A 16,945-nucleotide genomic window follows, 5' to 3' on the forward strand; every position below is an offset into this window, starting at 1 on the left:
AGTCTTGACCGCACGCCTCCGCATTCTTGCCCGAATTGACCCAGATAGTCGGCTGCGGTGGTCAATGTAGAATACGGGTGCACAATGGACCGACTGACGGAAATGGAGGCATTTGCCACCGTTGTTGATCAGGGGGGATTTACGGACGCTGCGAAGAAGATGGGAATTTCCAAGTCGGCGGTCTCGAAACACGTCTCGTCGCTCGAGGCGCGGCTCGGGGCGCGGCTTCTGAACCGAACGACGCGCCGGGTCTCGCCCACCGAGATCGGTCTTGCCTATTACGATCGTGCCCGCCGCGTGCTCAACGACGCGGGTGAGGCCGACGCGCTCGTGACCTCGATGCAATCGGATCCGTCCGGCCTGCTGAGGATTTCCGTGGCCACCGATTTCGGGGTGAATCTGCTCTCTCCGATCCTCGGGGACTTCCTGCTCGAATATCCCGAGATCACCGTCAACATGGTTCTGAACAACCGCTATGTGGAGCTGATCTCGGAAGGCTTCGACATGGCGATCCGGGTCGGCGAGCTTGAGGATTCGACGCTGCGCGCGCGCAAGCTGACCGACACCGCCAAGCGCATGGTCGGCTCGCCGAGTTACTTCGCCAAATACGGGCGGCCGCATAAGATCGACGATCTCAACGAACACAAGCTGCTGCACTATTCCAACCAGGCCGCCGGCAACGTCTGGAAGATCACTGCGCCCTCGGGCGAGAAGCGCCAGGTCCGTACCGCGGGATGGCTGACGGTCAACGACGGCCAGTCGCTGCTCAACGCCGCGATCTCGGGCCTCGGCATCGCCTACCTTCCCTCCTTCCTCTACGCCGACGCGATGAAGAAGGGGCTCGTCGAGGATGCGATCCCCGACCTGCCGGTCGAGACGCTCGGCATCTATGCAGTCTATCCGCCTGGGCGCTTCACGCAGCCGAAGGTGCGCGCCTTTATCGATTTCCTGGGCCAGTCCTTTTCGGACAAGGGACCGGACAACTGGTAAATCGAGCAGTGCCTTAAAGAGTACGGCCTTCACGTTCTCAGCGGGTCGAGGTGATCATCGCCTCGACCCGTCTGTTCTCGGCGCGGCCCTCCGGCGTCAGGTTCGAGGCGCGGGGGCTGAGATAGCCGAGGCCATCCGCGGAAAGCTGCGCCCTGTCAACGCCATAGACCGCGACGAGCCGCTCCATGACCGCTTCGGCGCGGGCGCGCGACAGCGTGATATTGGTCGCGAGCGGGCCGACCGCATCGGTGTGACCAAGCAGCGCGACGCGGGTGTCGGGATGCGCCTTCAACCAGCCAGCGAGGGTCTCGATCGAGGCGAACCGATCGTCGGCGAGGTTGGCGGTTCCGGGCGGGAAGGCCAGACCGTCGAGCACCATGCGCCCCATGCCGTCGAGTTCACCGGGCAGCCGCACGACCTCGGGTTGGGCGGGCGCGGCCGCCTTCACCAGTTCGGCAGGCTTGGGCAGCGCCGGGCCGACGCGCGTCATCTGGACATATCCGCCGTTGGTCGAACGGCTTACCAGCAGGCTGACATAGTCGGCCGTGGGCTCGGCGCCGCGGCGCGCCGACAGGAACCGGAAGTCGCCGAGGTCGACATGCATCTCGGGCTCGGCCAGGACCGGGGTGCCGAAGCGGAAGTCGAAGCCGCCGCAACGGTCGGTGTCGCATTCGAAGAGCACCTCGAACCCCTCTTCGCGCAGCTGATCGCGCAAGGTGGCGAGCAGCCCCATCGTGGTCAGGTCCGGGTCGGGAACGCGCCAGGCGGTGCGGGAAACCTCGCCCTCGGTCGCGAGGGTTTCGATCCGCCCCGCGGACCACGGTCCGACTGGCAGCGCGTAGCTGCCGACGGAGCGCGCCTCCTCGGCCGTGCGCGCGGCCTGCGGCGGCAGCGCCAGGGTCGGCGCGGCCTGGGCCGCGGGGGCGAGCAGGAGCAGCGTGAGCGCGAGCCGTTTCATCGATGCGCCCCGTGATACTCAGGGTTGGGTTCCATCGAAGTGGCCGAAGCGATGCGGTTGGTCATGTTGAAAAACCCCGTGACCGAGGCGATGTCCCAGATGTCGCGGTCGGAAAAGCCCGCATCCCGCAACATCCGGCGATCTGCCTCGCCGATCCTGGATGATGAATGTGTCAACTTTTCGGCAAACTCCAGCATCGCCCGCTGTCGATCCGACAGCGGCGCGACGCGCCAGTTCATCACCAGCGCCTCGCCCAGCACCGGATCGCCCGACAGCTCGCGGACGGCGGCACCGTGCGCCACCTGGCAGTACCAGCACCGGTTGAGCGACGAGACCGCGACCGCGAACATCTCGCGTTCGAGCTTCGTCAGCCCGCTCTCGGCCAACATCAGGTCGTTGTAGATGGCGGTAAAAGCGTTGAGCTTGTCGACGTCGAAAGCATATGCCTTGAGGACATTGGAAACGAGGCCGAGCTTTTCGGTGCAGACATCAAAATACTTCCGGGTCGCATCCGGAAGTGGCTCGATCATGGGTAGATCAAGCGCCGTGGGGCGTTCGCCTCTGTCTGTCAACTGCTCCCCTTGCCTGTTCAGGGTTCTTTCGACCGATAGTGATACTGTCCCACAATCCGCATTCCCAGGGAAGAATAGAGCGCGTTGGCCTCCGCGTTGGCCGCCGTAACAAGCACCAAAAACCGTTCTGCACCATGATCTTGCGCCCATGCTGCGGCTTTTCGCATCATCTTGACGGCGGATCCTTGCCGACGCTGCTCGGGAACGACCTGCAAGGCGTGCATCATCGCCGTCTCACGGTGGATCGCGACGAAGGCGGTCCCTGCCGCGCGGTCGTTCACGCGGCCGAGAACCGTGGTCTTCGGCCCCTCGGCACGCGCCATCACGGCGAGCCGGCCGGGGCCGATCCCGCCCTCCGCCCAGAGGTCGCGCATGATCGCCAGCGGCGGCCAGATCGTGAAGGCCGAAAGCGGCGGCACCTCGGCCAGAAGCTCGGCCACCGGCGCGGCATAGATGTTCACGGGATCGACGACGCGGTAGCCGCGCGCCTCCAGCGCGGCGTCAAGCGCCTCATCGCCCGGGCGGACCATGAACAGGAGCCGCTGGCCGAGGTCCCGCTGCATGGCCTCGGCGGCGTCGAGATCGGCCGCGTCCCAGACCGCCTCGGCGGTTGCGGAACTGACGCGCTGGCCGCCGCCCTGCCCCTCGCGCACGAGAAAGGCGCCCGCGCGATGGACCGCCGCGGCCGGCCAGGTCGCGTCCGACGCCGCAAAAATGTCGCTCATGCGCCGCCTTTGGGAAAGAGCGCCGCGAGCTTGGACATGGCCAGATCGATCCGCGCTGGATCGCTGCCGCGGATCACGATGTTCGCGCCATAGGCGCCGTTCTGGATGAACGGGTAGGAGCCGATGGAAAGATCGGCGAACTCGGCCGCGAGCATCCCGAGCGGCCCGGCGATCACGCCCTCACCCTGGTCGATCCGGAGCGTCTGGCTGAGGAGCGGCTTGCCCCCGGCCAGTCGCGGCAGAAGCGAGGCGACCATCGCCTGGAAGATGTTCGGCACCCCGGCGAGCACATGGACATTGCCGAGCGAGAAGCCCGGCGCGATCGAGATCGGGTTCTCGATCAGGCTGGCGCCCTCGGGGATCCGCGCCATGCGCTGGCGCGCGGCGTTGAATTCAAGCCCGGCGCGGTCGTAATGCGCGGCGAGGAGCGCGCGGGCGTCCTCGCGAATGCCGAGCGTCAAACCGAAGGCCTCCGCCACCGCATCGGCGGTGATGTCGTCATGGGTCGGACCAATGCCGCCGGAGGTGAAGAGATGGTCGTGGCTGGCGCGCAGCGCGTTCACGGCGGCAACGATCGCCGGCTTCTCGTCGGCGACCATCCGCACCTCTTTCAGGGTGATCCCGATACGGGTCAGCTCTCCGGCGAGATGGTGCATGTTGGCGTCGCGGGTGCGACCCGACAGGATCTCGTCCCCGATGATCAGGATGGCGGCGGTGGGATTGGGCATGATCGTACCTCTCGCATCGAATCTATAGGCAAGCGCGCGGCGCGGGGAAAGCCCCGGCTCTGGCCAAAGCCGCGATCCTTGATTATCTAGGCGTGATATGGAGCGGAAGGAGCAGCTCGTGGATGACCCGCGCGGCCGTCTGACCAAGGACGGGATCAGAATCTATGAGCCTTCTGACTATGAGGGCATGCACCGCGCCGGCCGGCTCGCGGCGGAGATTCTCGACGATGTGGCGGCGCTCGTTGAGCCCGGTGTGACCACCGGCGCGCTCGATGCCTTCATAGAGGAGCGGGTCGAGGCGGCGGGCGCGAAATCCGCGACGATCGGCTACCGCGGCTACCAGCACGCCTCCTGCATCTCGGTCAACCATGTCGTCTGCCACGGGATTCCGGGGCCGAAGGTGCTGAAGGACGGCGACATCCTCAACATCGACGTCACCGTAATCGTCGACGGCTGGTACGGCGACACCAGCCGGATGTATGTCGCGGGCAATCTCAGCCGCAAGGCCGAGCGGCTGATCGAAGTGACCCATGATGCTTTGATGAAGGGGATCGAGGCCGTGCGCCCCGGCAACACCTTCGGCGACATCGGCTACGCGATCCAGGCTTACGTCGAGGCGCAGCGGATGAGCGTCGTGCGCGATTTCTGCGGCCACGGGCTCGGCCGGGTGTTCCATGCGCCGCCGAATGTCCTGCATTACGGCCGCGCCGGCACGGGGCCGCGGCTCGAAGACGGCATGTTCTTCACCATCGAGCCGATGGTCAATCTCGGCCGGCCCGAGACAAAGGTGCTCGCCGACGACTGGACCGCGGTAACGCGCGACAAGTCGCTCTCGGCGCAGTTCGAGCATTCGGTGGGCGTGACCGCCGATGGCTGCGATATCTTCACCCTCTCGCCCGCCGGCCGCTTCCACCCGACACAGGGCTGAACTCAGCCGGGCTTCCGGCTCGCGAGCACCGCGCGGAAGAACGCCCATTGCTTGGCGCGCTTGCGCTTCGACAGAAGGACCGCCGGCGACAGGAGCTGCGCCGCCGCCTGAAGCAGCGCCCGGCCGAAGGCGAACTTCTGGCCATGCTTGCGCGCCGCATAGACCCGCGAGCGGCCCATGTGCCAGGCCTTCAAGGCCGCCACTTCGGGGCTGCGCACCGAGGAACGCCCGCCGAGATGCTGCACCAAGGCGGCGCGGACGAACATCAACGGCCCACGCTCGGAACGCAGCCGGCGGCTGAGGTCGTCATCCTCGTGGTAGAGGAATATCTCCGGATCGAAGCCGCCCACCGCCTCGAAATCCGCCCGCCGCACGAAGAGCGCGGCGCCGGACAGGACCGTGACCTCGCGGTCCGCCTCGGGCCAGCCGCGCGGCATCTTCTCGGCGCGCGGCATCAGGTGGCTGTGGCGCTTGAAATAGGCGGAACCATCCGCCTCCGCGATGCGCGGGTTCATCGCCGAGGCGTGCGGATGGCGCTCTGCCGCCGCGACCAGCTCGTCGAGCGTGTCCGGCATCAGCTGGGCGTCGGGATTGAGAAAGAGCACGAACTCGGTTTCCGCCTGCGCCGCACCCTGGTTGCAGGCGACACCGAAGCCGCGGTTCTCGGCATTGCGCACGAGGCGCGCGCCCCGCGCACCGGCGAGTTCCGCGACGGCGGCCGCATCGGTCGAGGCATTGTCGACCAGCACGACCGGCGTCCCCGCCGGGACCGAGGCGAGCATGTCCGGCAGCACCGCCATGCTGTTGAAGCAGACGCTGACGACGGTGACGCGGGCGGAGGCGGGCAGATCGCTCATGGAGGCGCAATAGCGAAACCGCTGGGCACTGTCACGCGCGCATCCGGGCTGTCTGGACGGAACTGCACAACTACACGACCGCACCGCTTCACCTGGCGGATGAAGCGAATGTTGACTCGTGCCGGGGCTAAAGGATCAATTGTAGCACGGCGGATCGGAAGCCGACGTGTTGGTTGACAAAAAGGGATTGTTCATGACGCGGTTTTTGCAAATTGCCTTCGCTGCAGGCACATCGATTTTCCTCGCAACAGCGAGCCTGGGCCAGTCCGTTCAGCAAGCCGTGGATTCAGTGATCGAAGCCGCGAAAACCGCTGCGGCGGAAGAACAGCTGGAGCCGGTAGTCGAGATCGACCATGCGAGACTTGCCGCCGCCGCAGGCGTCGAAATGCCGTCTTCCCGAGTGGCATTGTTATCCGACCCCAAGATCAACACTCAGCTTCTGTCTTCGAACATCCGCGCCGGCCTGGACTTGCCCTTCAGAGTTCTGTCCTTCGACGATAACGGAAAAGCCAGCGCCGTCTTCACCTCGTCGGAGTTTCTGAAGATTCGGCATGGCATCGCCGATACCAACGCGCTCGAAGATTTCGATGACCGCCTCGCGCCCGTCCTCCAAGCCATGTCCGAAAGCGGTCCGCGCCCGGTGCAAACCTCCGCTCTGACCCTCGACTACGGGATCATTGAGCTTGCATCCTCCCACGGCGTCCCGGAGACGGTCGCGAAACTGAAGGAGGCGATCACCGCGCAGGCAGATACGGTATGGTTCGGGGAAGTGGATTACGCCGCACAGGCCCAACAACTCGGTTCCGAACTCGTGCCGGCGGTACTCCTGCTCTTTGGCGGTCCCGCGCCCGGTGGGGTAGCGATGGCGAATTTCCCGTCAATTGGCATTGATGCCTTCTGCCAGAAGATACTGGTCTATGCTTCGCCCGATGGCGGATCAGTCGTCATCTTCAACGACATCGCGGCACTGGCGGAACTGCATTACGGCACATCCGCTCCCCCCCATGCCGCATTGAATGAACGTCTGACCGCGACATTCTTGGCCGCCATCGAGTGAGCAGCGTCCGCACGGCCTTGAACCCGAAGCGGACGGGCACGGAACCGGCATAGCGCAAAACGAAATGGCCCGGGCGGATGCCCGGGCCTTCGGTTCGCTTGAGCCAGACCTCATGCCTCGGCGGTGCCGGACTTTTCCTTCGCCCCGGGCGCGAGCTCGTCGCCGATCTCCTGGTCGACCATCTCATGCCGAGCCGGACCTTGCCGTGCTTGTCGATGTCGAGGAGCTTGACCTTCACTTCACCGCCCTCCTCGAGCACCTCGTCCGGATCTGCAGAAGCTTGTCGGCGACCCGGGAAACGTGCGCCAGGTCGTCGCGTGACGAACCCGACCGCCGGTATCCGAGGCCGTGCGGTTGTCGGCTTCGCCATCCGGTGCGGCTTCGCCGGCCACGCCAGTCGCAGCGGTAAGGCTCACCCCACACCTGAACGGAGTCCGCACCATCGCGCAGGAACAGGCCATGCCCCCCTTTACAAGCCGCCCCTCTCGGGGGAGGCTGCGCGCGTCAGGAAGGGTGCCCGATCATGGATTTTCAGACCGCCGTTCGCACATGCTTTTCGAAATACGCGACTTTTTCGGGACGTGCGCGGCGCGCGGAATTCTGGTGGTTCACGCTCTTTAACTTCCTCGCCAACATCGTGCTGAGCGTGGTCGACGGCATCCTGTTCGGCTTCGGCCACGGCATGATGGATGCAGGCCCGATTCAGCCACTCTCTTCGCTATACGGGCTCGCGGTGATCCTGCCGTCGCTCGCCGTCAGCGTGCGCCGACTGCATGACACCGGCCGGTCGGGCTGGTGGCTCCTGATCTGGCTGATCCCGATCATCGGCTGGATCATCCTGATCTGGTGGTTCGCGACCCAGGGCGACGAGGGGCCGAACGATCACGGCGCCGATCCCCTGGGCGGCGGCTACGGCCCGTCCTCGATGCCGCAGGTGCGGCGTCAGTAGCTGTATTCGGCGTAGATGCGGTTGAGATCGCCGCCCCATTCGCCGTGATACTTCTCCAGGAGCTCGTCGGCCGGCACCTTGCCGGTCTCGATGCTCTCCTGCAGCGCGTTGAGGAAATGGGTCTCGTCCGGCACCATGCCGCCGGCGCCGGGCCGGGCGCGGGCCTTGAGCCCGGCCTCGGCGATCGCCACCACCTCGCGGGCGAGGTCGTGCATCCGCACGCCGTGGGTTTCCGCCTGCAGCCCGTCGACCGAAGCCGCGACGCGCAGAGCCTCGCGCGTCTGCGTGTCCCAGCCCTTGGCGAGATCCCAGGCTGCATCGAGTGCGGTTCCGTCGTAGAGCATCCCGACCCAGAGCGCGGGCAGGGCGCAGAGCCGGCGCCACGGGCCGCCGTCGGCGCCGCGCATCTCGATGAACTTCTTCAGCCGCGCCTCGGGGAAGATCGTGGTGAGGTGGTCGGCCCAGTCCGAAAGCGTCGGCTTCTCGCCCGGCAGCGCCGGCAGCTCGCCGTTCAGGAAGTCGCGGAACGACTGGCCGAGCGCGTTGATGTACCTGCCGTCGCGATAGACGAAATACATCGGCACATCGAGCGCGTAGTCGACATAGCGCTGGAAGCCCATGCCGTCCTCGAAGACGAAGGGCAGCGTGCCGGTGCGCGCCGGATCGAGGTCGCGCCAGATCCGGCTCCGCCAGGACTTGTGGCCGTTCACCTTGCCCTCGAAGAAGGGCGAGTTGGCGAACAAGGCGGTGGCGACGGGTTGCAGCGCCAGCGCCACCCGCAGCTTCTTGACCATGTCGGCCTCGGAGCCGAAGTCGAGATTCACCTGCACGGTGCAGGTGCGGTACATCATCTGTGTGCCATGCGTACCGACGCGGCCCATGTAGTCGGTCATCAGCCGATAGCGCCCCTTGGGCATCATCGGCATCTGGTCATGGGTCCATTCGGGCGCGGCGCCGAGGCCGATGAACCGCGCGCCGATCTCGTCGGCGACGCTCTGGACGTCGCGCAGATGCGCGTTCACCTCGTCGCAGGTCTGGTGGATCGTCTCCAGCGGCGCGCCCGAAAGCTCGAACTGGCCGCCGGGTTCGAGGCTGATGTTCGCGCCGTCCTTGGTCAGGCCGATGATGTTGCCCTGCTCCTCGATCGGGTCCCAGCCGAAGCGGTCGCGGATGCCTTCCAGCATCGCCTTGATCGAGCGCGGCCCGTCATAGGGCAGGGGCTTCAGCGTGTCCTTGCAATAGCCGAACTTCTCGTGCTCGGTGCCGATGCGCCAGTCGTCCTTGGGCTTGCAACCGGCTTCGAGGTATTCGGCAAGCTGTTCGAACCGTTCGACCGGGCCTCCGCCTGATTGGGGTATGGACATGGGGGCCTCGATCTTCTGGCTGACAGGGACGCATAGACCTGAAGTGCCATGCGCGCCGAGTCAAGCCCACCACGCGCGGATTGTCTGTGCGAAAACATGACACTTCGTGATCGCTTACCGACCCGGCAGCGATCGGTCGGCGCGTTTCCACAGGGGCAGGGTCGCGACTCCCCGGTCGAGCGCGGCGGTGAGCGCGGCCATGTCGATGCCGGGAAGGGCCGCGAAGGCGTCGTAGAGCTTCTCCGCTCCGGCCGCGTCCACCGGCACCGTCAGAACCTCGCCCGAGGCGGTGCGGAGCCGCCATTGCCTCGTGCCGTGGAACTCGGTGAGCCGGACCTCGACCAGATCGGCCAGCGCCACGAAGCCGCCGAAGCTTGGGCCCCAGTAGCCGACCTGCCCCTCGTCGACCTCGACCACGCCCGGGGCGGCAACGGAGCGCAGGAAGCGCAGCCGACGGAGCGCGATCACCCCCCAGCCAAGGGCGAGTATTGCGCCGATCACCCCGAGCCCCTGCAGGAACCAGCCGCCGAGCCAGAAGAGCCAGAGCGCGAATAGCCAGGTGGCGGCGGCCGCGATCACCTCGCGCCAGCGATGAAGATGCGCCTTGACCTCGGGCCGGATCATGACACCACCGGTTTGACGTCGAAGATCACAAGCGTCCACTGCCCGATCCGCCGGAAACCAATGGCCCGATAGGCCCGTGACGCCATATCGGAGCCGGAGAAGAGCGTCGCCCGTGTCACCCCCCGCGCCCGCGCCTCGGCCAGGTGCAGCGCCACGACCCGCCGGGCATGACCGCGCCCGCGAAGGGAAGGAGGGGTATAGACGCCGCCGATCTGGACGATATCGGGCAGGAAGGCGTTGAAACCGGAGGTGGCGAGCGGACGGCCACCCGCCATGAGGACCCGGTGAGACCCCGCAGCGATATAACTCTGGTATGAAGCCCGGGCTTCCTTCTCAGCCTTCACGTGCGGCAAACCATTCGCCTCTACATTGTAGTCGGCGCGCCAGCGGATCATCTCCTCGGGATCGGCGGCCGCAAGCGTAGCCAGGCTGCCTTCGCCCTCCGGCACCGTCAGGTCGTCGAGGTCGAGCGCGAAATGCGTTTCATCGCGGTCGAGCGTGGCCGGATATCCTGCAATGCCGAGGGCTGCCAACAGGGGACGCACCTCCTCCATTGGGCCGATCAGGCCGGAAACCGCGCGTCCACGAAGAATGTCGATCGCAGCGGCGGGATCGTTTCCCGCCAGGTTCGGCATCACCATTCCCCCGCGTCCGACGGTCAGGACGCCGCCCACCGCGCCGTCCTGTTCGGCGACCCACATCGAGGGCGCATAGTCAGCCTCGCCGTCAAGGCCGAACCGGTCGAGATTCGACAGGGGAAACATCGCCCTCTCCACCCGCGCACCGAGGAAGGCGCGGATCGCTGGAAGGTCTGTCGGGCCTGCACGTCTCATCCCTCCTCTCTTCCAAGGGGATGCCACGGCTCTGCCGTCCCCTCCGCGTGCGGCTCGCGCCAGTCATAGGGCGCGCGGATCGGCTCGAATGTCATCTCGGTGAAATCGCGGATCAGTTCCAGGTCATTCCCGCGCCGCCGGTGGAGTCGGCCGCCGAGCGTGTCGTAGAGCGACAGCGCAGGATCGGGCGGCAGTTCGCGCAGGAAGGCGCGTTCGGCCTTGGCCTTGCCGATCTTCGCGGGGCGCCCGTCCACCGTGCGAAGCCCGGTCGGGCAGTCCTTGTCGGGTGTGCGCTGGTAGAGCCGCACGAGCCCGTCGTCGCGGCCGATCACGTCGGCGCCTCCGACGGCGACATAGTGCACATTGTCGAGAAACCGCCCGCCGCCGCCCCAGGTGCTGCCTTCGGGAAAGAGCGCCAGCGCGGTGAAATAGGGCGGCCGCGACAGCGCGGAATAGGCGCCCTCGGACACGCCGGACCAGTCACCGTTCAGCGCGAAGTAGAGGAAATGCCGCCCGTCCGGCGAGAGGTCGCAGCGTTCGGGATAGACCTTGTGCTTCAGCCACTGGCCGTCCTCGAAAGTGTCGGTGTCGCGGTGCCAGAGGATCAGCCGGAACTGCTTCGACGGCCCCTGCCGCAGGATCACCGCGCGGTCGTTGTCGCGGGCAAAGTAGAGGTGCAGCCGGACGACCGGATCCTGGGTCACCGCCAGTCCCCCAGATGTGTCTGCCAGAGCGTGATCGCCGCCAGCGCGGCGGTCTCGGCGCGCAGGATGCGCGGGCCGAGCGCGACCGGGCGGATGTAGGGCAAGGCCCGGAGCCTTGTGCGCTCGGTCTCCGAGAAGCCGCCCTCCGGCCCGATGAGGATCGCCCAGGGGCCGGGGGCGAGGCCCGCGAACGTCGTCGCGGCGCCGGCCTCGGATTCGTCGGCCCAGAGGATGCGCCGCGCCGGATCCCAGCCGGCCAGCACGCGGGAGAGCGGTGCCGCGTCCTCGACCGCAGGCAGAGCGAGCGCGCCGCATTGCTCGGCCGCCTCGCGGACATGCGCCTCGGCCTTGTCGCGGCGGAAGCGTTCGGAATTGGTGAACTCGGTCAGCACCGGCTGGAGCCGCGCGACGCCCAGCTCCACCGCCTTCTCGACGATGAAATCGGTCCGCGCCTTTTTCACCGGCGCGAAGAGGAGCCAGAGATCGGGAAGCACGGTCTGTGCCCGCGTCGCCTCAACGCAGAGCAGTGTCCCGCGCTTCTTCGCGGCCTCGCTGACCTCGGCCAGCCATTCGCCGTCCTGTCCGTTGAAGAGCAGCACCTGCGTCCCGACGCCCTCGCGCATCACCCCGAAAAGGTAGTGCGCCTGCGCCTCGGTCAGGAGAACCGATTGCCCCGCCCCGAGCGGCTGGTCTACACAGAGCCTGATCTTCGCCAATGCCATGAGGCCGACCTTATGAGTGCGCCCGACGAAACGCCAGAGCCCGCCGGACAGGTCGCCGACGCGGTGAAGGGCAACTGGGTCGACCGCCACGCGCCGGAATTCGCCCGCCCCTATCTGAGGCTCGCGCGCGCCGACCGTCCGATCGGCACCTGGCTCCTGCTGCTGCCCTGCTGGTGGGGCGTGGCGCTCGCGGCGGCGCAGGATGGCTGGCGGCTCTGGGATCTCTGGATCATCCTCGGCTGTGCGCTCGGCGCCTGGCTGATGCGCGGGGCGGGCTGCACCTGGAACGACATCACCGACCGCGACTTCGATGCCGCCGTGGCGCGCACGCGGTCGCGGCCGATCCCCTCGGGGCAGGTCAGTGTGAAACAGGCGCTGGTCTGGATGTTCGCGCAGATGGGGCTCGCCGCGCTCGTGCTCTTTTCCTTCAACTGGGTCGCGATCCTGCTCGGCCTCTCCTCGCTCGGCCTCGTCGGGATCTATCCCTTCGCCAAGCGCTTCACTTGGTGGCCGCAGCTCTTCCTCGGCCTCGCCTTCAACTGGGGCGCCGTCCTCGCCTACGCTGCCCATTCCGGCACTGTCACCTGGGCCGCGGTCCTGCTTTATGCCGCGGGCATCGCCTGGACGCTCTTCTACGACACGATCTATGCCCATCAGGACAAGGAGGACGACGTGCTGATCGGCGTGAAGTCCACCGCGCGGCTCTTCGGCGCGGCGACCGGCAAGTGGCTCGGGCTGTTCCTGATGTCCACCGTGGCGCTGATGACGACGGCGATTCTCGCGGCGATCTTGCCGGCGGCCGGCCCGGTGAAGCTTGCCGTCGCGCTCGCCGGACCCTGGGCGGTGGGCTGGCATCTTCTCTGGCAGATGCGCCGGCTCGATATCGACGATCCCGCGAACTGCCTGACGATTTTCCGCGCCAATCGCGACACCGGCCTGATCGCTGCGCTGTTTCTTGCCGTGGCCGCGTTCCTGTGATTGATCCCGCGGGAGGCGGCGCTTAAGGAAGGCGCGTTCCTCCGCGGTCACCCTGGTCCGATCCCATGCGCCTTTCGCCGTTGACGCGCCATCTGAACCCGGCCGAAGCCACGCCGAACGCGCTCGCGGCATCGGCCTTCCTCTTGGCCGCCGCGCTGAGCATCGCGACGGCGAGCTGGACCGCCGCGGTGATCGAGCGGCGTTCGGCCGAGGGCGTGGGCGAGGCGCTCACCACCGCGGGCCACAACTGGGCTGCCGTCGCCACCGACGGGTTGCAGGTGATCCTCTCCGGCACCGCGCCGACCGAGGCCGCCCGGTTCCGCGCGCTCTCGGTCGCCGGCACGATCGTCGATGCGGACCGCCTGACCGACGCGATGGACGTGACCCTCGCCGCCGAGCTGGAGGCGCCCGACTTCACCATCGAGATCCTGCGCAACGGCGACGGGATCTCGCTCATTGGTCTCGTACCCGAAACCGAGGACCGGGAGGCGATAGTTACCGATCTCGGCGAACTGGCCGGGGCGGGGGCGGTGACCGACATGCTCGAAAGCGCCGATCACCCGGTGCCCGAGGGCTGGAACGAGGCCGTCCGTTTCGGCATCGAGGCGCTCGCCAGGCTGCCGCGCGCCAAGGTTTCTATCAGCGCCGAGCGCATTTCGATCACCGCGATCGGCGACAGCGCCGCACAAAAGGCGCGGCTCGAGGCGGAACTGGCCCGCAAGGCGCCGCGCGGTGTGAAGCTCGTGCTCGACATCTCGGCGCCACGGCCGGTGATCACACCCTTCACGCTGCGCTTCCTCGTCGACGGCGACGGCGCGCGGTTCGACGCCTGCTCGGCCGACAGCGAGCACACGCGCGACCGTATCCTTGCCGCCGCGACCGAGGCCGGGGCGACCGGCAAGATCGCCTGCACGATCGGCCTTGGCGTGCCGACGCCGGCTTGGGGCGATGCCGTCACGATGGGCATTGCCGCGTTGGGTCAGCTCGGTGCCGGTTCGATCACCTATTCGGATGCCGACGTTTCGCTCATTGCCTCCGAAACGGTCAGCCCGGAGGCCTTCGACCGCGTCCTCGGCGAGCTCGAGTCGAACCTGCCCGAGGTGTTTTCGCTCCATGCGGTGCTGACGCCGAAACCCCAGGCCGAGGCCGCCGGCGGCGCGATGGAGTTCAGCGCAGTGCTCTCGCCCGAGGGCCGGCTGGAGCTGCGGGGCCGGCTTGGCGACCAGCGCGCCCGCGACGCCGTCGTCAGCTACGCCAACGCCCGGTTCGGCGCGGCGGATGTGCATGTCGCGACCCGGCTCGACCCGGGCGTGCCCGCGGGCTGGCCGCTGCGCACCCTCTCCGCGCTCGAGGCGCTGGGCGAGCTCGACAGCGGCAGCGTCACGGTCCGGCCCGAGATCATTCGCCTGACCGGCGTCACCGGCTCCACCACGGCGAGCGATACCGTCGCGCGGATCCTGTCGGACAAGCTCGGCGAGACCCAGCAATACGACCTCGACATCCGCTACGACGAGGCGCTGGACCCGCTTCTGGGCCTGCCCACGGCCGAGGAATGCGTGGCCGAGATCAACGCGATGCTCGCCGCGCACAAGATCAACTTCGAGCCGGGCTCGGCTCAGTTCGCGCCCGACGCGGCCAAGACGCTCGACCAGATCGCCGAGCGGATGAAGGACTGCGCCGATTTCCCGATCGAGATCGGCGGCCATACCGACAGCCAGGGGCGTGAGGAGATGAACCTCGACCTCAGCCAGGACCGCGCCCAGGCGGTGGTCGCGGCGCTGCAGTCGCGCCGGGTGCTGACCGGCAACCTGACGGCGGTGGGCTTTGGCGAGACGGTGCCGATCGGCGACAACGGCACCGAGGCGGGCCGCGAGGCGAACCGGCGGATCGAGTTCCGGCTGATCGGCGCCGCGGCGGATACTGCCGTCGACGGAGCCGGCGAGGGGACGGCGGAGGAGGTCGCGGTCGCGATCCAGACCCCCGACGACAAGACCGTGCGGCCGAAGCCGCGGCCGGAGCAGTAGGCACGACGTAGACTTGACCGACAGTTTCGGGCGCGGCAAAGGGCAGACATGAACAGAACCGAATTCATCATAGCGACCGCCATCATCTTGTTCGTGGCCTTCGCGCTCGGCTGGTTCGCCTGCTGGCTTCTGCACCGGCTGAGCCGGGTCACGCAGGCCGACATGGGTGAACTGGAGAAGATGGCGCGCGACCTGCACGACGCCGAGGAAGCCCGCGACAGCGCAGTTGTCACGCTCGAGGAGCGGGAAGCCGAGCTAGTCAACCAGCTCCACCAGAGTCAGGCGGAGTTGAAGGCGGCGATGGACGGGCTGCGCGACGCCCGCCACGAAGCCGAGGAGCTGCGCACCTATATCGAGAAGCTGAACGCGGGATAACCGGTCGGACCGCGGTCGCGGCGCTTCACCAGCGCCGCAGCGCGTCCTCGTCGTCGTCCTTCGCGGCGACCCATTCGGCTCCGTCCGGGCCGAACTCCTTCTTCCAGAAGGGGGCGCGGGACTTCAGGTAGTCCATCAGGAACTCCGCCGCGGCGAAGGCGGCGACGCGGTGGCGCGCCGCGGTCGCGACCATCATGATCGCCTCGCCCGGCACGAGGGCGCCGTGGCGGTGGATCACGAGGACGTCGGCGAGGTTCCAGCGCGTCCGCGCCTCTTCGGCGATCGCGGCGATCGCCTTCTCGGTCATGCCCGGATAATGCTCGATCTCCATCCGCGCGAGCGTGCCCTTGTCGTCGCGCACGACGCCGAGGAAGGTGACCACGGCGCCGACATCGCGCCCGCCCTGTCCGAAGCCCGCGCATTCCGCACCGTAGTCGAAGGGCTCGGCCTGGACCCGGACACGCACCCTCAGCCCCCGGTCATCGGCGGGAAGAACGCGACCTCGCGCACGCCGTCGAGCGGCGCGGAGAACTCCGACAGTTCCTGGTCGAGTGCGACGCGGAGCGCCGAGACATCGGCGAAGGCCGCCGCGTAGCGGTCCTCGCGCGCTTTCAGCTCCTCGACGAGCTCGGCGACGGTCGCGGCATCGGTGTCGACCCGTTCGCGCGGGCAGCCGATCCGTTCCCGGACCCAGGCGAAATAGAGCACGTCGATCATGCGTCGTCCTTCAGGAACGGCAGCGCCTTGCGGAAATAGTCCCATCCGGTGAGGAATGTGAGTACCGCGGCGATCCAGATCAAGGTCAGGCCCGCCATCGTCGCATAGGACGAACAGCCGCGCACCCCGCAGGAGCGGATCGGATCGGCGAGGCCGGCGGTCACCAGCTCGGCATATTCCTCCGGCGTCAGGCCGCGCCGGGCGATGCCCTCGAGATGCTCGAGCCCGGTGCCGAGGAACAGCACCGCGATTGCCACCATCTGCGCCAGCGTCTTCCACTTGGCGAGCTTGGTGACCTTGAGAAGTCCTGCCGAGGAGCCGAGATACTCGCGCAGGCCCGAGACGAAGACCTCGCGGAAAAGGATCAGCGCGGCGGGCAGGATCAGCCAGGGATTCATGCCCGAATAGCCGGTGAGCACCATGATCGCGATCACAACCATCGCCTTGTCGGCAATCGGATCGAGCATCGCGCCGAGCCGCGATTCCTGGCCCCAGGCGCGGGCGAGGTAGCCGTCGAAGAAATCGGTGATCGCGGCGGTGATGAACAGGGCAAGCGCAAACCAATCCGCCCAGGGGCGATGGAAATAGAGGAACATCACCGCGACGCCGGGCGCGGCGAGAAGACGGAGCACCGTCAGGGTGTTCGGGATCGTCAAATTCATGGCGGCACCCTAGCCGCAGGCGCGTCGGGGGAAAAGAGGGATAACGCAGGCCATGGCTTTCGCGCGTCAGTCGCGAGGTTGTGCATAACCATTTGAATTAGGTGAATATGTGTGGGGATTAAAGGATCGGTTCGCCACCTGCCGCGCCGTGCCCTATGGGCGGAGTGAACGGATATGC

General features: G+C 67.2%; 20 protein-coding genes. 7 read left to right on the forward strand and 13 right to left on the reverse strand.

Going from position 1 to position 16,945, the window contains the following annotated elements; genetic code table 11:
• Positions 1-84: 84 nt before the first annotated feature.
• Positions 85-990 carry a LysR family transcriptional regulator gene (locus tag OM960_RS02480; protein ID WP_263336049.1) on the forward strand — a complete coding sequence of 302 codons (906 nt, stop codon included), beginning with the start codon at positions 85-87 and terminating at the stop codon, positions 988-990.
• A gap of 37 nt (positions 991-1,027) precedes the next feature.
• Here OM960_RS02480 and OM960_RS02485 read toward each other — a convergent pair whose 3' ends face one another.
• Genes OM960_RS02485 through OM960_RS02500 form a run of 4 tightly spaced genes read right to left on the reverse strand, consistent with a single transcriptional unit; the run spans position 1,028 to position 3,973 of the window.
• Positions 1,028-1,948: an OmpA family protein gene (locus OM960_RS02485; protein ID WP_263336046.1), complete on the reverse strand. Its 921-nt coding sequence runs from the start codon at positions 1,946-1,948 to the stop codon at positions 1,028-1,030.
• Complete coding sequence (locus OM960_RS02490; RefSeq protein ID WP_264770982.1) at positions 1,945-2,520, reverse strand: peroxidase-related enzyme; 576 nt, start codon at positions 2,518-2,520, stop codon at positions 1,945-1,947. The genes OM960_RS02485 and OM960_RS02490 overlap by 4 nt, the downstream gene beginning before the upstream one ends.
• A gap of 17 nt (positions 2,521-2,537) precedes the next feature.
• The gene (locus tag OM960_RS02495) at positions 2,538-3,245 is read right to left on the reverse strand and encodes a GNAT family N-acetyltransferase (protein ID WP_264770983.1); all 708 of its coding nucleotides are present in this window, start codon (positions 3,243-3,245) and stop codon (positions 2,538-2,540) included.
• Positions 3,242-3,973 (reverse strand): competence/damage-inducible protein A, encoded by a 732-nt coding sequence (locus tag OM960_RS02500; RefSeq protein WP_263336040.1) that lies wholly within the window; start codon positions 3,971-3,973, stop codon positions 3,242-3,244. The genes OM960_RS02495 and OM960_RS02500 overlap by 4 nt, the downstream gene beginning before the upstream one ends.
• A 97-nt stretch (positions 3,974-4,070) precedes the next feature.
• On the opposite strand from OM960_RS02500, the gene map reads away from it, so the two are divergent.
• The gene (gene map, locus OM960_RS02505; protein WP_264770984.1) at positions 4,071-4,901 is read left to right on the forward strand and encodes a type I methionyl aminopeptidase; all 831 of its coding nucleotides are present in this window, start codon (positions 4,071-4,073) and stop codon (positions 4,899-4,901) included.
• 2 nt (positions 4,902-4,903) lie between these two features.
• On the opposite strand, the gene OM960_RS02510 is transcribed toward map, so the two are convergent.
• Entirely contained in the window at positions 4,904-5,758 is an 855-nt protein-coding gene (locus OM960_RS02510; protein ID WP_263336034.1) for a glycosyltransferase family 2 protein, read from the reverse strand.
• 193 nt (positions 5,759-5,951) lie between these two features.
• Between OM960_RS02510 and OM960_RS02515 the strand changes: the two genes are divergently transcribed.
• Together OM960_RS02515 and OM960_RS02525 are read left to right on the forward strand one after the other, a co-directional pair.
• Positions 5,952-6,815 carry a DUF302 domain-containing protein gene (locus OM960_RS02515; protein ID WP_264770985.1) on the forward strand — a complete coding sequence of 288 codons (864 nt, stop codon included), beginning with the start codon at positions 5,952-5,954 and terminating at the stop codon, positions 6,813-6,815.
• A 523-nt stretch (positions 6,816-7,338) separates the two neighbouring features.
• Positions 7,339-7,764: a DUF805 domain-containing protein gene (locus OM960_RS02525; RefSeq protein WP_263336030.1), complete on the forward strand. Its 426-nt coding sequence runs from the start codon at positions 7,339-7,341 to the stop codon at positions 7,762-7,764.
• Here OM960_RS02525 and OM960_RS02530 read toward each other — a convergent pair.
• From OM960_RS02530 to OM960_RS02550, 5 genes are all read right to left on the reverse strand, one after another.
• A complete protein-coding gene (locus OM960_RS02530) occupies positions 7,758-9,128 on the reverse strand; it encodes a glutamate--cysteine ligase (protein WP_264770986.1) in 1,371 nt (456 codons plus the stop codon). The two genes, OM960_RS02525 and OM960_RS02530, sit on opposite strands and share 7 nt — an antisense overlap.
• A gap of 114 nt (positions 9,129-9,242) precedes the next feature.
• Positions 9,243-9,752, reverse strand: a complete 510-nt coding sequence (locus tag OM960_RS02535; protein WP_264770987.1) for a hypothetical protein — start codon at positions 9,750-9,752, stop codon at positions 9,243-9,245.
• Positions 9,749-10,585, reverse strand: a complete 837-nt coding sequence (locus tag OM960_RS02540) for a GNAT family N-acetyltransferase (protein WP_264770988.1) — start codon at positions 10,583-10,585, stop codon at positions 9,749-9,751. Before OM960_RS02540 ends, OM960_RS02535 begins: the two co-directional genes overlap by 4 nt.
• A complete protein-coding gene (locus OM960_RS02545; protein WP_263336018.1) occupies positions 10,582-11,289 on the reverse strand; it encodes a hypothetical protein in 708 nt (235 codons plus the stop codon). Before OM960_RS02545 ends, OM960_RS02540 begins: the two co-directional genes overlap by 4 nt.
• Positions 11,286-12,011, reverse strand: coding sequence for a 16S rRNA (uracil(1498)-N(3))-methyltransferase (locus OM960_RS02550; RefSeq protein ID WP_264770989.1), 726 nt, complete (start codon positions 12,009-12,011; stop codon positions 11,286-11,288). Before OM960_RS02550 ends, OM960_RS02545 begins: the two co-directional genes overlap by 4 nt.
• A 12-nt stretch (positions 12,012-12,023) precedes the next feature.
• Between OM960_RS02550 and ubiA the strand changes: the two genes are divergently transcribed.
• From ubiA to OM960_RS02565, 3 genes are all read left to right on the forward strand, one after another.
• Positions 12,024-12,989, forward strand: a complete 966-nt coding sequence (gene ubiA, locus OM960_RS02555) for a 4-hydroxybenzoate octaprenyltransferase (protein WP_264770990.1) — start codon at positions 12,024-12,026, stop codon at positions 12,987-12,989.
• Between the two features lie 80 nt (positions 12,990-13,069).
• A complete protein-coding gene (locus OM960_RS02560; protein ID WP_264770991.1) occupies positions 13,070-15,013 on the forward strand; it encodes an OmpA family protein in 1,944 nt (647 codons plus the stop codon).
• A 48-nt stretch (positions 15,014-15,061) separates the two neighbouring features.
• Positions 15,062-15,388, forward strand: a complete 327-nt coding sequence (locus tag OM960_RS02565) for a hypothetical protein (RefSeq protein WP_264770992.1) — start codon at positions 15,062-15,064, stop codon at positions 15,386-15,388.
• A 25-nt stretch (positions 15,389-15,413) separates the two neighbouring features.
• On the opposite strand, the gene OM960_RS02570 is transcribed toward OM960_RS02565, so the two are convergent.
• The 3 genes from OM960_RS02570 to pgsA are packed head-to-tail and all read right to left on the reverse strand — an operon-like array spanning position 15,414 to position 16,767.
• Entirely contained in the window at positions 15,414-15,854 is a 441-nt protein-coding gene (locus OM960_RS02570; RefSeq protein ID WP_264770993.1) for a molybdenum cofactor biosynthesis protein MoaE, read from the reverse strand.
• Positions 15,855-15,856: 2 nt separating this feature from the next.
• Positions 15,857-16,105, reverse strand: a complete 249-nt coding sequence (gene moaD, locus OM960_RS02575) for a molybdopterin converting factor subunit 1 (RefSeq protein WP_263336005.1) — start codon at positions 16,103-16,105, stop codon at positions 15,857-15,859.
• Positions 16,102-16,767, reverse strand: coding sequence for a CDP-diacylglycerol--glycerol-3-phosphate 3-phosphatidyltransferase (gene pgsA / locus OM960_RS02580; protein ID WP_263336003.1), 666 nt, complete (start codon positions 16,765-16,767; stop codon positions 16,102-16,104). Before pgsA ends, moaD begins: the two co-directional genes overlap by 4 nt.
• Between the last annotated feature and the right edge of the window lie 178 nt (positions 16,768-16,945).

It is taken from the genome of Defluviimonas salinarum, from assembly GCF_026013545.1.
GTDB lineage: Bacteria > Pseudomonadota > Alphaproteobacteria > Rhodobacterales > Rhodobacteraceae > Albidovulum > Albidovulum salinarum.

Coding starts and splice junctions, on each gene's coding strand:
- OM960_RS02550 (WP_264770989.1), bottom strand. CDS start 12,011: ATGGCATTGGCGAAGATCAGGCTCTGTGTAGACCAGCCGCTCGGGGCG.
- OM960_RS02500 (WP_263336040.1), bottom strand. CDS start 3,973: ATGCCCAATCCCACCGCCGCCATCCTGATCATCGGGGACGAGATCCTG.
- OM960_RS02540 (WP_264770988.1), bottom strand. CDS start 10,585: ATGAGACGTGCAGGCCCGACAGACCTTCCAGCGATCCGCGCCTTCCTC.
- OM960_RS02510 (WP_263336034.1), bottom strand. CDS start 5,758: ATGAGCGATCTGCCCGCCTCCGCCCGCGTCACCGTCGTCAGCGTCTGC.
- OM960_RS02535 (WP_264770987.1), bottom strand. CDS start 9,752: ATGATCCGGCCCGAGGTCAAGGCGCATCTTCATCGCTGGCGCGAGGTG.
- OM960_RS02485 (WP_263336046.1), bottom strand. CDS start 1,948: ATGAAACGGCTCGCGCTCACGCTGCTCCTGCTCGCCCCCGCGGCCCAG.
- ubiA (WP_264770990.1), top strand. CDS start 12,024: ATGAGTGCGCCCGACGAAACGCCAGAGCCCGCCGGACAGGTCGCCGAC.
- OM960_RS02530 (WP_264770986.1), bottom strand. CDS start 9,128: ATGTCCATACCCCAATCAGGCGGAGGCCCGGTCGAACGGTTCGAACAG.
- OM960_RS02565 (WP_264770992.1), top strand. CDS start 15,062: ATGAACAGAACCGAATTCATCATAGCGACCGCCATCATCTTGTTCGTG.
- OM960_RS02525 (WP_263336030.1), top strand. CDS start 7,339: ATGGATTTTCAGACCGCCGTTCGCACATGCTTTTCGAAATACGCGACT.
- moaD (WP_263336005.1), bottom strand. CDS start 16,105: ATGATCGACGTGCTCTATTTCGCCTGGGTCCGGGAACGGATCGGCTGC.
- map (WP_264770984.1), top strand. CDS start 4,071: ATGGAGCGGAAGGAGCAGCTCGTGGATGACCCGCGCGGCCGTCTGACC.
- pgsA (WP_263336003.1), bottom strand. CDS start 16,767: ATGAATTTGACGATCCCGAACACCCTGACGGTGCTCCGTCTTCTCGCC.
- OM960_RS02480 (WP_263336049.1), top strand. CDS start 85: ATGGACCGACTGACGGAAATGGAGGCATTTGCCACCGTTGTTGATCAG.
- OM960_RS02495 (WP_264770983.1), bottom strand. CDS start 3,245: ATGAGCGACATTTTTGCGGCGTCGGACGCGACCTGGCCGGCCGCGGCG.
- OM960_RS02515 (WP_264770985.1), top strand. CDS start 5,952: ATGACGCGGTTTTTGCAAATTGCCTTCGCTGCAGGCACATCGATTTTC.